General features: G+C 68.8%; 14 protein-coding genes. 5 read left to right on the top strand and 9 right to left on the bottom strand.

All coding sequences use genetic code 11. The features are described from left to right. The first annotated feature begins 1 nt into the window (after position 1). Positions 2-571, top strand: coding sequence for a YcbK family protein (locus tag QO033_RS11490; protein WP_284481117.1), 570 nt, complete (start codon positions 2-4; stop codon positions 569-571). Positions 572-774: 203 nt separating this feature from the next. After that, on the top strand, positions 775-1806 hold the full coding sequence (locus tag QO033_RS11495; protein ID WP_284481118.1) for a TonB family protein: 1032 nt from the start codon (positions 775-777) through the stop codon (positions 1804-1806). Here QO033_RS11495 and QO033_RS11500 read toward each other — a convergent pair. The 8 genes from QO033_RS11500 to QO033_RS11535 form a co-directional block, all read right to left on the bottom strand. Continuing rightward, the gene (locus QO033_RS11500) at positions 1803-2633 is read right to left on the bottom strand and encodes a polyphosphate kinase 2 family protein (protein WP_284481119.1); all 831 of its coding nucleotides are present in this window, start codon (positions 2631-2633) and stop codon (positions 1803-1805) included. The genes QO033_RS11495 and QO033_RS11500 overlap by 4 nt on opposite strands. Continuing rightward, positions 2569-3390: a maleate cis-trans isomerase family protein gene (locus QO033_RS11505; protein WP_284481120.1), complete on the bottom strand. Its 822-nt coding sequence runs from the start codon at positions 3388-3390 to the stop codon at positions 2569-2571. The genes QO033_RS11500 and QO033_RS11505 overlap by 65 nt, the downstream gene beginning before the upstream one ends. Beyond that, a complete protein-coding gene (locus QO033_RS11510; RefSeq protein WP_284481121.1) occupies positions 3390-4550 on the bottom strand; it encodes a M24 family metallopeptidase in 1161 nt (386 codons plus the stop codon). Before QO033_RS11510 ends, QO033_RS11505 begins: the two co-directional genes overlap by 1 nt. Next, complete coding sequence (locus QO033_RS11515) at positions 4547-5614, bottom strand: pyridoxal-phosphate dependent enzyme (RefSeq protein ID WP_284481251.1); 1068 nt, start codon at positions 5612-5614, stop codon at positions 4547-4549. The genes QO033_RS11510 and QO033_RS11515 overlap by 4 nt, the downstream gene beginning before the upstream one ends. A 98-nt stretch (positions 5615-5712) precedes the next feature. Further along, positions 5713-6099 carry a GFA family protein gene (locus tag QO033_RS11520; RefSeq protein WP_284481122.1) on the bottom strand — a complete coding sequence of 129 codons (387 nt, stop codon included), beginning with the start codon at positions 6097-6099 and terminating at the stop codon, positions 5713-5715. A gap of 157 nt (positions 6100-6256) precedes the next feature. Beyond that, complete coding sequence (locus QO033_RS11525) at positions 6257-7315, bottom strand: dihydropteroate synthase (RefSeq protein WP_284481123.1); 1059 nt, start codon at positions 7313-7315, stop codon at positions 6257-6259. A 13-nt stretch (positions 7316-7328) separates the two neighbouring features. Beyond that, positions 7329-8258 (bottom strand): methylenetetrahydrofolate reductase, encoded by a 930-nt coding sequence (locus QO033_RS11530; RefSeq protein WP_284481124.1) that lies wholly within the window; start codon positions 8256-8258, stop codon positions 7329-7331. Between the two features lie 23 nt (positions 8259-8281). Next, positions 8282-8578 (bottom strand): virulence factor, encoded by a 297-nt coding sequence (locus QO033_RS11535; RefSeq protein ID WP_284481125.1) that lies wholly within the window; start codon positions 8576-8578, stop codon positions 8282-8284. Between the two features lie 195 nt (positions 8579-8773). On the opposite strand from QO033_RS11535, the gene QO033_RS11540 reads away from it, so the two are divergent. Then, on the top strand, positions 8774-9886 hold the full coding sequence (locus QO033_RS11540; RefSeq protein WP_284481126.1) for a Ppx/GppA phosphatase family protein: 1113 nt from the start codon (positions 8774-8776) through the stop codon (positions 9884-9886). Positions 9887-10118: 232 nt separating this feature from the next. Beyond that, entirely contained in the window at positions 10119-10820 is a 702-nt protein-coding gene (locus QO033_RS11545; protein WP_284481127.1) for an RlmE family RNA methyltransferase, read from the top strand. A gap of 66 nt (positions 10821-10886) precedes the next feature. Here the strand turns inward: QO033_RS11545 and QO033_RS11550 are convergent, their stop codons facing one another. Next, complete coding sequence (locus QO033_RS11550; protein ID WP_284481128.1) at positions 10887-11786, bottom strand: YihY/virulence factor BrkB family protein; 900 nt, start codon at positions 11784-11786, stop codon at positions 10887-10889. 174 nt (positions 11787-11960) lie between these two features. Here QO033_RS11550 and QO033_RS11555 point away from each other — a divergent pair, with 174 nt between their 5' ends. Further along, positions 11961-12194, top strand: a complete 234-nt coding sequence (locus QO033_RS11555; RefSeq protein WP_284481129.1) for a hypothetical protein — start codon at positions 11961-11963, stop codon at positions 12192-12194. Positions 12195-12209: the final 15 nt, after the last annotated feature.

The raw sequence follows: 12209 nt of genomic DNA on the forward strand, positions 1-12209 counted from the left end.
GATGGCAGACACAGACCGGTCGGGTTTCACCCGGCGCACCCTTTTGGGTGCATTCGCCGCAACTGCAGTAGCAGCGGCACCGACTTATTCTCAGGCAGCGGGCTTTCTACGTGGCGGCGGCGACATCCGCCGGCTGCGAATGTACTCCGGCCGAACCGGCGAAAAGCTGGACATGATCTACTGGATCGACGGCGAGTACATCAAAGACGCCGTCAAGGAAGTGAATTACTTCATGCGCGACTGGCGCGTCGATCAGACCAAATCGATCGATCTGCGCACGCTGGATATCCTGGCCGCCGCGCATAACCTGCTGGATGTGAGCGAACCCTATATGCTGCTCTCCGGCTACCGCAGCCCGCAGACCAACGCCATGCTCCGGTCCCGCTCCCGCGGTGTCGCCAAGAATTCGCTGCATATGAAAGGTCAAGCCGCCGACGTGCGCCTTGCCTCGCGCAGCGTCAACCAGATCTCCCGGGCCGCCCTGTCCTGCCATGCCGGCGGTGTCGGGCGCTACTCGCGGTCGAACTTCGTGCATATGGATTGCGGCGTGGTCCGGACCTGGGGCGCCTGAGCCCGGCCGACCGCACTGCCGACCCGTTTGGCCCCCGCCCGGCGCGGGGGCTTTTTCGTTTCGCCGCGCCCCGGCGCAGGGTTTACCAGCGCCCGGCCCGTATCGTAGAGAGGCACGATCCTCCACCCGCCCGTATTCACAGACAGGCCCGCCATGCGCCTTGCTCCATCTCTGACCGCTGCACCGTGCCGGTGGCCACTGCGATGAAACCAGGGGTTGAGGTCGTGCTGTTCGGCGGGCTGGCTGTCGGGCTGCATCTGCTGGTGCTGGCGGCGGTTCTGCCAGAAAGCGGTGCCGATTCTGGAGGCTCCGGCGGCTCGGAAGGCGACAGCCTGGTCAGCCTGGAAGCCGCCAGAACCCAATTGGCCACTCAGGTCGCCCGCTGGGGCCAGGCTCCGGAGACGGCACCCGCGCCCGTGGCGCCAACCACCCCGCTGAGCGAACCGCGCCTGCCGGCGTCGGAGCCGGCTCAGACATCCGATACTCCGACGCCACTGCCCGTCCAACCAGCCCCGGCCCTGCCGCTGCCGCAACCGGACAGCCTGCCCGATCCGGTGGCGTTGCCGCTGGCGGCGCCCCAGCTTGCCAGCGCGTTGACGGAGCTTCCGGCGCTGCCCCGGGCGTCGGAGACTGCGCCGGAGACCCCGACCTCGGCCCCGGCCCCGGCGCGCCCGACATCGCCCGAACCGCCCAAGGCGCTGGCGCGACCCGCCGCCGAACCGGCCCCGACGGCAATGACCGCCCCGCCGCCGCTCCCGCCGCTTGCGAAACCGGCCCCGCGGCCAGCCCCGAAACCAGCCGGATCCCAGCCCGCCCCCGATCGCCCGGTGGCGCAGCGGGCGCAGCCAGCCTCTGAGGGAGCGGTGGCGCAGCGGGCGGCGGGCACCGGCGCCACCCCGATGGCCGGAACCGGGGCCCAGACCGGCGGCGCGACGCTCAACCCCGGGGCACGCAAAAGTCTGATGACCGACTGGGGCAGCCAGATCCGCGCCCGGATCGAGCGGCGGAAACGCTTTCCCCCGACCCTGCGGCGGGGCGGCCGGGTGGTGGTGAACGTTCGCGTCAGCCGCGACGGCGAATTGCTGGGAGTGGCACTGCGCCAGTCCTCGGGACAAGCGGCGCTGGACGAGGCCGCGCTGGCAGCCGTCACCCGCATCCGCCGCTTCCCTCCCGCGCCCGAGGCTCTGACCGGCAAAAGCTTTCTCTTCTCGATTCCGATCGCCTTCCGCCGCTAGCCGGCCTGCCCCTCCGTGCCCCGCAGCCCGGCGACCAGCTCAGGTTCCAGGTTCAAGCTGCCGCGGGCCCGATCGATCAGCGCCGGGTCGAGCGGCGGCGGCGCCAGATCAACCCCGTCCGAGAGCACCTCCAGAATCCGGCGGATCGCATCGACCCGGGCGAATTTCTTCTGATCGGCCGCCACCACCTGCCAGGGCGCGAAATCCCAGGAGGTCCGGGCGAACATCTCGTTCACCGCCGCCTCGGTCGCCGCCCAGTGATCGCGGTTGCGGAAATCCTCCATCGTCAGTTTCCAGCGCTTCAGCGGATTGCGCAGCCGCTCCTCGAACCGGGCGCGCTGCACCTCCGGCGAGATATGGAAGAACAGCTTCACCAGCCGCACCCCGTCGTCCACCAGCATGCGTTCGAAGGCGGCGATCTCCTCATAGGCGGCGCGCCAGCGGTCGTCCGGTGTCAGCGCCTCGACCCGCTCCACCAGCACCCGGCCATACCACGACCGGTCGAAAGCCGCGATGGCGCCGGGCGGTGGCATCCGCTCCATGAAGCGCAGCAGGTAATGGCGTTCGCGGTAATAGTTGCGCGGCGCCCCGATCGGCCAGACCTTGAAGCCTCGAGGGTCCAGTGCCTGCGAGATCCGCCGGATCGTGCTGCCCTTGCCGGCCGCATCCCAGCCCTCGAACACCAGAACCGCCTTCAACCCCTGGGTCAGATAGGCCTGTTGCAGCTCTGCCAGGCGGATCTGCAGGTCCCTGAGCAGGCTGTCATAGCTGTCCTTGTCGATCTTCTGCCCCAGATCGACCTGATCCAGATGCGGCGCTGTGCTCATGCTCACCGGCTCCTCCCCCTCGCGTCAGGCGACAGTCCAGCCGTGGCATCCCGGCCCCGGCCCGTCGCAACATGTCCCAGGCCAGAACCAGATTGCTGGACAGCACCGGCAGCCCGGTTGCCTCCTCCAGCGCCGGGATGACGGAGAGCGTAGCAAGATTGGTACAGGACAGGAACAGCCCATCGACATCCGCGCCGGGGCCAGCAGCCAGCATCGCGCGCCCGGCGTCCAGAACCGAGACCGGCGCGATCCGGGCGACGCGGGCTTCCTCGGCTTCGGCGAAACTGCCGAAGACCGGCGTGGCGATCCCCGCCTCTGCCAGACGTCCCCGCAAACGGTCCGACACGCTGGCGACATAGGGCGACAGCAGCGCCAGCCGGCGCAGACGCAGATGCCGGCAGGCGGCGATCAGCGCACTGAGCGGATCGGTGACGTGATCCGCCCGGGCCCCGGCGCGGATCTGGGCGGCGACCCGGGCCGCGCCGATCTGCGCCGTGCCGGAGGTGCAGCCATAGCCGATCACGTCGAACCGGCGCCCCCGCGGGAACAGCGCCGCCGCGCGCGGCAGGGCCTCCTCCATCTCCGCCAGGCTCTCCGGACTGACTTCCAGCCCGCTCGGCACACGGGAGACCAGCAGATCGCAATCCTCCGGCATCAGGCGACGAAAGTCCCGTTCGATCCGCTCATCGACCTGCAGAACGATCAGCCCCAGTGCCGGATCGCTGGCCGGCATACTGTCATAGCCAAAGACCTGCATCACCCCTCCAGCACCGGGATGTCACGCGCCGCCGGCGGCGACAGGAACTCTGCCCCGGTCTCGCGCAGCACCACGTTTTCCTCATGCACCAGCATCCGCCCCGGTCCCAGCACGATCCCCGGCTCTAGCGTGATCACCATGCCGGCCTCCAGCACGGTGCGATCCTCCGGGATCAGCGACAGCCCCTCGGTCAGCTGCAGCCCCAGCCCATGACCCAGCCGGCCACCACCGGGTTCTCCATGCGGGGAGAGCGCCGCCCGCAGCGCCCCATGCAGCTGCGCCGCAGTCTGGCCCGGGCGCAGCGCCGCCGCCACCTCCTCCACCGCCGCCACCAGCGCGGCATGGGCCTCACGCACCGCCGGGGACGGGGGGCCCACCGCGTAATTGCGGTCGAAGTCGCAGAAATAGCCGTCGCGCCGCAGCCCGGTGTCGAGCATCAGCACATCGCCCGGCCGCAGCGGCTCCGTCGTCGCCGGAGAGATCACGTCCTCATAGCCGCCGGGCGCCGCCGCCCCGGCCAGATAGGGCACCCAGTCGGCCCCTTCCTCAAGGCAGAGCCGTTGGAAATCGCGAAACACCTGATCCAGCGGCACCCCGGCGCGGGCGATCTCCGTCACCCGGGCAAAGGCACGGCCGGCGACGGCACAGGTGGCGCGAATGGCGGCGATCTCCGCCTCGGACTTCACCGCACGCAGCCCGGCGACCAGCCCGCTGTCGCCGTCGAAGCGCAGGCCGCACAGCGCCTGCAGCCGGGCCCAGTCGGTCAGCGGCATGCGCAGCTGGGTCTCCAGCCCCATCGGCAGGCCGACCCGCGCCCGCGGCCCCAGCAATTCGGTCAGCGTATCGGCCAGCAGGCTGACGCCATCGTCCTCGGGCTGCGGCGCCGGCCAGGTGCGGATATCGGCGATCCAGCCGCGTGCCATCAGCGCCGCGCCGATCGCCGGGATCACCGCCACCGGGTCGCCGGCGGCGGGCAGGATCAGGAACCAGGGCCGCGTCGGGCTTTCCCAAAACCGGGTGAGAAAGCCGGTGAAATAGAGGATATCGGCCTCGGTCGTCAGCAGCAGCGCGTCGCAGCCCACAGCCGCCATGCCCCGCTGGGCCCGTTGCAGCCGCGCGCGATATTCGCTTTCGGGAAATCCGCGCGCGGGAGCCGTCATGCCTCCGGTCCCTCACTCAGGATCAGAAGCACGCGGGACTGCGGCCCCGGAGCATCGCCCCCCGCTATCTTCTCCGCCGCACTTTCCGCCGTGACCTGGGCCAGAAGCCCGGCCAGCCCGGCAGCGCCCGAAGGGGTGCTGGGCAGTCCCGCCTCCGCCGCCAGATCGGCACCGGCTTGCCCCTCGGCCTCGGAAATCGTCATGAACGCATCGGCGTCGCGCGCCAGCCCCTTCAGCGCGATCAGCGAGGGTTCCTTGCAATCGAGCCGCCCCATCGCCGAGACGCCCCCCGGTGCCACCACCGCATGCCCCGCCGCGATCGAGGCCGCCAGCGCCGGCGCCTCCTCCGGCTCCACTACGGTGATTATCGGGCCATCGCCCCAGCGCGCCCGGATCAGCGCCGCCGCCGCCCCGGCCAGCCCGCCGACACCGGCCTGCAGGAACACATGGGTGGCCGGCGTCTCCATCGCGTCGATGGCCTCGGCCACCAGCACCAGATAGCCCTCCATCAGCCGATGCGGCCGCGTCACATAGCCGGGCCAGGAACTGTCGGACAGAAGCTGCCCACCGCCGGCCGCCGCCGCCGATGCCGCCGCCTGCATGCTCTCCTCATAGGTGGCGCCCAGCCGCACCACCTCCGCGCCCTGATCACGCAGCCGCTGGGCAAAGCTCTCCGGCACTGTCTCGGCGATGTAGACGACGGCACGGGCGCCGAAGGCACGGGCGCCGGCGGCCACCGACATGCCGTGATTGCCGGCGCTTGCGGTGACATAGGTGCGGCCCCGGGCCTGGCCCGCCTCGGCATCGCAGGCGATCACATAGGCCGCCCCCAACGCCTTGAAACTGCCCAGCCCCATGCGGTCGCGCTCATCCTTCACCCGGAGCTCCGCCAGCCCCAGCCGCCGGGCCAGATCAGGACAGGACAGCAGCGGCGTCGGTGCATAAACCGGACAGCGGCGCACCAGCGTCAGCGGGCGCGTCGAATCGACGGAGGGCATCGGGATGTCGGCGAGCGTGGTAAGCGCATCGGCGCGGCCACGGAAAGGATTGGGCAGCAGGTTCATCCCCCCAGCCGAGCCGAGAAGCCCCGCTGCGGTCAAGAGAATTTCCACCCGAACCGGCTTTCCCGGCGCCGGCGCGGCAGGAAAACCGCAGCGGCGCCTCAGGTGTCGCTGTCCTCCTGCCGGTTGCCGGGAAAAGAGGTCATCCCGGGAAACGGCGGCAACCAGAATTCGCGACGGGCCACCCAGAGCTCATAGGTCGGTTCGAACTGATCGGGGGCGTCCAGCGCGCCCAGATGCACCTCGATCTCGGCGCCGCTCCTGGCAAAGACCGAGGCGCCGCAGACGGGGCAGAAATGGCGGCCCTGGTACTGGTTGAGCTGGCCAGTGACCTGAACCGCCGCCGCCTCAAAGACGGCGGCGGCGCAAAACACCGCGCCGTGATGTTTCCGGCAGTCCATGCAGTGGCAGAGGCCGACCCGTTTCGGCGCCCCGGTCACCCGAAGCCGGACGGCGCCGCAAAGACAACCTCCCGTCACATCCGACATCTCTCCGCCCCCTTGCCCGGTCTGATCGCCAGTCTAAGGGGTCTCGCCCGCGCCGCAAGGCCGCCATTCCGGCCCGGCCCACCCGCGGGCACGGCCCCGGAGACAGCAAAACGGGCCGCCCTTTTCAGGCGGCCCGCGTCCGACATCGGTTTGCCCCTCAGCCGCGGCGGCGGCGGCCCCCGGCGCGGCCACGCCGGCCGCCTTCGGCGCCCTCGGCCTCGGGCGGCTTGTTGAACCGGATCCAGGCGCTGCCATGGGCATCGTTGTTGGTGAGGAAATTGGCAGCGCGGATCGCTTCCATCTCCCGGCCCGGACGGTATTGAGTCGAACCCAGACCGAAGAGCCCGCAGAAGGTCTCGTCATCCATTTCCTCGGGCAGCACCACGCCGGCCGCCGCCACCTGGGCGCGCTTCTCGGCGATGGCCTTCGGCCCCACCGGCAGCGCACAGGGGTTCATGATGGCGCTGGTCATCCCGGCACCGATCGCCATCGGCAGGAACGCGTTGTTGATGCCATGACGGTTCGGCAGCCCGAAGGAGATGTTGGAGGCGCCGCAGGTGGTATTCACCCCGAGCTCCTCGCGCAGACGGCGGACCAGGGCGAAGACCTGCTGGCCGGCGGTCGCCATGGCGCCGATCGGCATCACCAGCGGGTCGACCACGATGTCATGCGCCGGGATGCCGAAATCGGCGGCCCGCTCGACGATCTTCTTCGCCACCGCGAAACGGACATCCGGATCCTCGGAAATCCCGGTGTCGTCGTTGGAAATCGCCACCACCGGCACATTGTATTTCTTCACCAGCGGCAGGACCAGCTCCAGCCGGTCTTCCTCCCCGGTCACCGAGTTCAGGAGCGGCCGGCCCTCTGCCGCCGCCAGCCCGGCCTCAAGCGCGCCGGGCACCGAGCTGTCGATGCAGAGCGGCACATCGACCAGCCCCTGCACCAGCTCGACGATCCGGGTCATCAGGGGCGGTTCGGTCTCATTCGGGTTGGGGTTGGAGTTATAGACGACGCCGGCGTTGATATCGAGGATATTGGCCCCGGCGGCGACCTGGGCGATGGCGTCCTTCTCGACGGTGGAGAAATCCCCCGCCTCCAGCTCGGCGGCCAGCTTCTTGCGGCCGGTCGGATTGATCCGTTCGCCGATCACGCAGAACGGCTCTTCAAAGCCGATGACGGCGGTCTTGGTCTTGCTTTCGACAATGGTGCGGGTCATCAGGTTCGGCCCTTCAGCTGAAATTGGCAGGCTTGGCGGCATCGCCGCCGTTGTCGCGGGCCCAGCCGGCGTTGGTCTTGATGCCGCCGAGCGGGAAGAAATGGACGCTCTCGATGTTGAAGTCGGGATGCGCCGCCTTATGCGCCGCGAGCTCGGCAACCACGTCGGTCGGCTCGTAGGGCAGCAGCAGCTTGGTCACGTCCATGGCGCGTTTCTGCAGCACCTTCAGCGAAGGACCGACGCCGCAGGCCACGGCGAATTTGATCAGCGTCTGCAGCTTGGCCGGCCCGGCGATGCCGATATGGATCGGCAGGTCGATGCCGGCCGCTTTCAGCCCGTCGGCCCAGGCGATGATCGGCTTGGCGTCGAAGCAGAACTGCGTTGCCAGCGCCATCTGCGCATCGCTCCGCTCGCTGAACGCCTGCTTCCAGCGCAGCGCCGCCATCACGTTGTCGGCACCGCCCGAGGGATCGATATCCCGGTTGCCCTCGGGGTGGCCGGCCACGTGCAGCCGCTTGAACCCGGCCTTGTCGAAAAGCCCGGTTTCCATCAGTTGCATGGAGCTTTCGAAATCGCCCTGCGGCGCGGCGAGCCCGCCGGCCAGCAGCAGCGCCTGATCGACGCCGGCCTCGCCCTGATACATGGCGATCCAGTTTTCCAGCGTGGCCTTATCCCTGATGATCCGCGCCGGGAAATGCGGCATCACCGGATAGCCCTCCGCCGCCAGCCGCTTGGCAGTGCGGACCATGTCCTCGATCGGGGTGCCGTCGATATGGGCGATATAGACGCGGGTGCCCTCGGGCAGCAGATCGCGAAAATCCTCGATCTTCTCGGCGGTGCGCGGCATCACCTCGATCGAATAGCCCTTGAGGAAGGCCTCGACCTCGGGCGACGACGGAGTGGGCGCCGCGATCTCGCGTTTCCTGAAGTTCAACAAAGCCATCGCGGCCTCCCATAGATTACGGCTCATGCCCGGCCGTTGTTGTCGATCAGCGCCTTCAGACGCTCCGCATCGTAGTCCGCTTCCAGCCGCGTGGCGTGAAGCTCGGCAACCGCCTCGGGCGCACCCTCGGCCTCGAAAGGATCGGCCTTGCGCCACTCCGCCAGATAGGCATCCGTCCCCGCCGCCCCGGCCTTCATCGCCGCCCGGTCGATCGCCTTCTCGAACCGCTCGTCCAGCACCCGCTTGGTCGCCCGCCGTCCCTTGCCCACGATCACCTGGGCCGGGATGTCGCGCCAATAAACGATGGTAACCTCCGGCATCTGGCTGATTCTCCTGTTTCCTCCCCTCCCTCTCTAAGCCACCCGCCCGCCGCGCCGCGGCCGGTTTTCGACGGAAAGGGCGCGATCCGCGACCAAGCCCGGGGGAAGAAACCGCTCGCCGAACGACATCCCTTGCGCGGCGGCCTGTGAGCACATAGCTTGAGGTTAACTCGAAAATCGGAGGGCGTGTAAATCATGGCGCCCAAGCGTCCCACAGGTGCGGGCGCGTTCCCCAAAGCGGTCGAAAGCCCCGCGCCGACCCCGCCCGATCCCGATGCGCTCTATGCGGCGCTGGATCTGGGCACCAACAGTTGCCGCATGCTCATTGCCCAGCCCAAGGGCAGCGGGTTCCATGTGGTGGACAGCTTCTCGAAATCGGTCCAGCTCGGTTCCGGGCTCGAAAGGACCGGGCGGTTGTCGCGCGCCTCGATGGCCCGCACCATCCAGGCGCTGCGAATCTGCCAGCAGAAGATCAAGCGCAACAAGGTCCGGCACATGCGGCTGGTGGCCACCGAGGCCTGCCGCCGCGCCAAGAACGCCCGCGACTTCATCCGCCAGGTGAAACGCGAAACCGGCCTGAGCCTGGAGATCATCAAGCCCGAGGAAGAGGCGCGCCTGGCGGTGATCTCCTGCGCGCCGCTGGTCTCGACCAAGACCGAGCAGCTGCTGGTCGTCGATATCGGCGGCGGCTCCACCGAACTGGTGTGGATCGATATCTCCTCGGTTCCGCGCCGCGACCGGCCAGCGGCGATCATGCGGCTGCACGCCGGCTTCCACCCGCCCGAAAGCCCGTTTCCCGCCGCCAAGGTGGTCGACTGGATCTCGGTCCCGCTGGGGGTGGCGACGCTGCGCGACCAGTTCTCCGATGTCGAGGACGACGCCGCCCGTTTCGCGCTGATGAGCTGGTTTTTCGAGGAAAACCTTGCCGAGTTCACCCCCTATCAGGCGATGCAGTCGCGCGAGCGGTTTCAGATCGTCGGCACCTCCGGCACGGTGACAACGGTGGCCGCCTCGCATCTGGGGCTGAAACGCTATGATCGCACCAAGGTCGACGGGCTGCGGATGACCTCGGATCAGATCGACAAGGTGATCCGCTCCTACCTCGATCTCGGACCTGCCGGCCGCCGCCGCGATCCGCGCATCGGCGAGGACCGCCAGGCGCTGATCATGTCCGGCGCGGCGATCCTTCAGGCACTGCTGCGCTGCTGGCCGACCGACCGCCTCTCGGTCGCCGACCGCGGTCTGCGCGAGGGGCTGCTCTATGCGCAGATGAGCGCCGACGGCGTGCTTGAGGACGGCCCGTTCTGATGCGCAGCCGGGGACAGGGGGCTGTCTGCCCCCTCGCGGCCCGAAGGGCCGCTCACCCCCGAGGATATTTGGGCCAGATCGAAGGCAGAGGCACGCCAGCCCCTTCGACCTGGCGGCAAATATCCCGGGGGAGTCGCGGCGGATGCCGCGGCGGGGGCAGCGCCCCCATCCGCGCCCGGCTTGCCGGGCGCCTCTATTGACGCTATCGGGGCGGCGACGGAGAGATGAGATCATGGCGAAGAAAACATCCGGGCGCGGACAGCGCGATCTGACGGTAAAGGTGAAGACAGCGCGGGGACGCAAGCTGTCCTCGACGCGCTGGCTGCAACGCCAGCTGAACGACCCCTATGTCAAACGCGCCCAGGCCGAGGGCTATCGCGGACGCGCCGCCTTCAAGATCATGGAGCTGGACGACAAGTTCCGCTTTCTGGTGCCGGGCGCGCGGGTGGTCGATCTCGGCTGTGCGCCGGGGGGCTGGATCCAGGTGGCGGTGCCGCGGATCAATGCCCTGGGCGAGAAGTCCGGCAAGGCGGTGGGCCGTATCGTCGGGGTCGACCTGCAGGAGGTCGAGCCGATCCCGGGGGCGGAGATTCACCAGCTCGATTTCATGGCCGACGGCGCCGACGACCAGGTCAAGGACTGGCTCGGCGGCAAGGCGGATGTGGTGATGTCGGACATGGCCGCGGCCTCCTCCGGCCACAAGCAGACCGACCACCTGCGCATCATCGCGCTGTGCGAGGCGGCAGCCTATCTGGCCTTCGACGTACTGGAAGAGGGCGGCACCTTTGTCGCCAAGGTGCTGGCGGGCGGTGCCGAGGGCGAGCTGCAGAAACTGCTGAAACAGAAATTCGCCAAGGTCGCCAATGTGAAACCGCCCTCGTCCCGCGCCGACAGTTCCGAGAAATTCGTCGTCGCCACCGGTTTTCGCGGCTGAGCCGGCAGATCGGGGCGCCGAGCCTCCGGCCCAGCTGGGCCGGATCCGGGCGAACGCGCCATCGTCTCAGACGTCGGGGGCGACCGGGGCCAGCGGCTCCTGCGGTTGGGGGCCCTCTTCCTGTTCCATCAGTGCGCCGTTGAACTCCGCCCCGAAGATCAGGATCGCCGCGTTCAGATAGAGAAAGATCAGCGCCGACATCGCCCCGGCAAGCCCGGCGTAGGTGGCCGAATAGCTGGCAAAGCGCGACACGTAGACCGAGAAGCCCCAGCCGGCCAGCGCCCCCAGCACGACAGTCAGCAGGATCCCGGGCAGCAACAGCCGCAGCCGGTGGCGGCGCGGCGGCAGGATCAGGTGAAAGGCGAAGATCGCCAGCACCGGGGTCGCGGCGATGAACAGCCAGCTGACGCCGATGCCGGTGAACCAGGAGGTCACCTGCCCCGGCACCGCCGCGTTCAGGATATTGGTGTAGATCGGCAGCACCAGATCGACCGCCACCGCCAGCAGCACCATCGCCGCCCCGGCGATGACCAGCCCGAGGCTGATCAGCCGGGTCATCCAGAACGGCCGCGGATCGGCATCGTGATAGGCCCTCGACAGGGCGAAGCGCACCGCCTCCACCCCGTTCGACGCAAAGTAAAGCGCCAGCACCCCGCCCACCGTCATAAGGCTGGAGTGCGAACTCTGCAGCACGGCACGCAGCTCCCGCTCGATCGGGGCGGCCACCTGTTCCGGCCAGGAGCCGAGCAGAAGATCGAAGAGATCGTCTGTCGGCACGTCGCGCGACAGCGCCCCGGCCAGCGCCACGATGAAGAGGACAAAGGGAAACAGCGCCATCATCAGCGACATGGCGACATGGCTGCTCATCACCCAGCCGCCTTTCTCGCCGAAGCGGCTGGCGGCACGGCGAAGCCCGCGCAGCAGGCGCGGCAGGGTCAGCGGGGTGGATGTCGTCTCTATGCTCATGAGCTGTCTATAGCCGCCCCGCCACCGCCCGACCAGCCGGGGCGCGGCGTAAGCCAGCCCTCGGGGTGGCATGGATTGCCTTTGGCGGCAGAGAGTTGCACCATGGCCGCACCCGGAGCCCGGCGACATCACCCGGCGGGGTCCGGCAGCCACCCAGAGAGGGGAGACATCCGCATGAGCGATCTGGACGATCTGACCGCAAAGCTGAAACAGGCGCGTGACGAGCTGAAGCTGCAGCTGCATCTGGGCAGCAAGGAGGCCGAGGAGGAATGGGAGGCGCTGGTCTCTGACTGGGACAAATTCGTGCAGAAGACCCAGCTGGACAAATCCGCCGAGGAGGTGGGAGAGGCCGCCCGGGATCTGGGCCTGAAGATCAAGGCCGCCTTCGACCGGATGCGCAAGTCCTGAGCCGTCCAGTGCCGA

Source organism: Pseudodonghicola flavimaris (assembly GCF_030164425.1).
Lineage (GTDB): Bacteria > Pseudomonadota > Alphaproteobacteria > Rhodobacterales > Rhodobacteraceae > Pseudodonghicola > Pseudodonghicola flavimaris.

What these genes read in the sequence shown, in the direction of transcription:
- QO033_RS11550 (WP_284481128.1), bottom strand. Translation starts at nt 11,786, where the DNA reads ATGAGCATAGAGACGACATCCACCCCGCTGACCCTGCCGCGCCTGCTG.
- QO033_RS11540 (WP_284481126.1), top strand. Translation starts at nt 8,774, where the DNA reads ATGGCGCCCAAGCGTCCCACAGGTGCGGGCGCGTTCCCCAAAGCGGTC.
- QO033_RS11525 (WP_284481123.1), bottom strand. Translation starts at nt 7,315, where the DNA reads ATGACCCGCACCATTGTCGAAAGCAAGACCAAGACCGCCGTCATCGGC.
- QO033_RS11520 (WP_284481122.1), bottom strand. Translation starts at nt 6,099, where the DNA reads ATGTCGGATGTGACGGGAGGTTGTCTTTGCGGCGCCGTCCGGCTTCGG.
- QO033_RS11495 (WP_284481118.1), top strand. Translation starts at nt 775, where the DNA reads ATGAAACCAGGGGTTGAGGTCGTGCTGTTCGGCGGGCTGGCTGTCGGG.
- QO033_RS11545 (WP_284481127.1), top strand. Translation starts at nt 10,119, where the DNA reads ATGGCGAAGAAAACATCCGGGCGCGGACAGCGCGATCTGACGGTAAAG.
- QO033_RS11505 (WP_284481120.1), bottom strand. Translation starts at nt 3,390, where the DNA reads ATGCAGGTCTTTGGCTATGACAGTATGCCGGCCAGCGATCCGGCACTG.
- QO033_RS11510 (WP_284481121.1), bottom strand. Translation starts at nt 4,550, where the DNA reads ATGACGGCTCCCGCGCGCGGATTTCCCGAAAGCGAATATCGCGCGCGG.
- QO033_RS11490 (WP_284481117.1), top strand. Translation starts at nt 2, where the DNA reads ATGGCAGACACAGACCGGTCGGGTTTCACCCGGCGCACCCTTTTGGGT.
- QO033_RS11515 (WP_284481251.1), bottom strand. Translation starts at nt 5,614, where the DNA reads ATGAACCTGCTGCCCAATCCTTTCCGTGGCCGCGCCGATGCGCTTACC.
- QO033_RS11500 (WP_284481119.1), bottom strand. Translation starts at nt 2,633, where the DNA reads ATGAGCACAGCGCCGCATCTGGATCAGGTCGATCTGGGGCAGAAGATC.
- QO033_RS11530 (WP_284481124.1), bottom strand. Translation starts at nt 8,258, where the DNA reads ATGGCTTTGTTGAACTTCAGGAAACGCGAGATCGCGGCGCCCACTCCG.
- QO033_RS11535 (WP_284481125.1), bottom strand. Translation starts at nt 8,578, where the DNA reads ATGCCGGAGGTTACCATCGTTTATTGGCGCGACATCCCGGCCCAGGTG.
- QO033_RS11555 (WP_284481129.1), top strand. Translation starts at nt 11,961, where the DNA reads ATGAGCGATCTGGACGATCTGACCGCAAAGCTGAAACAGGCGCGTGAC.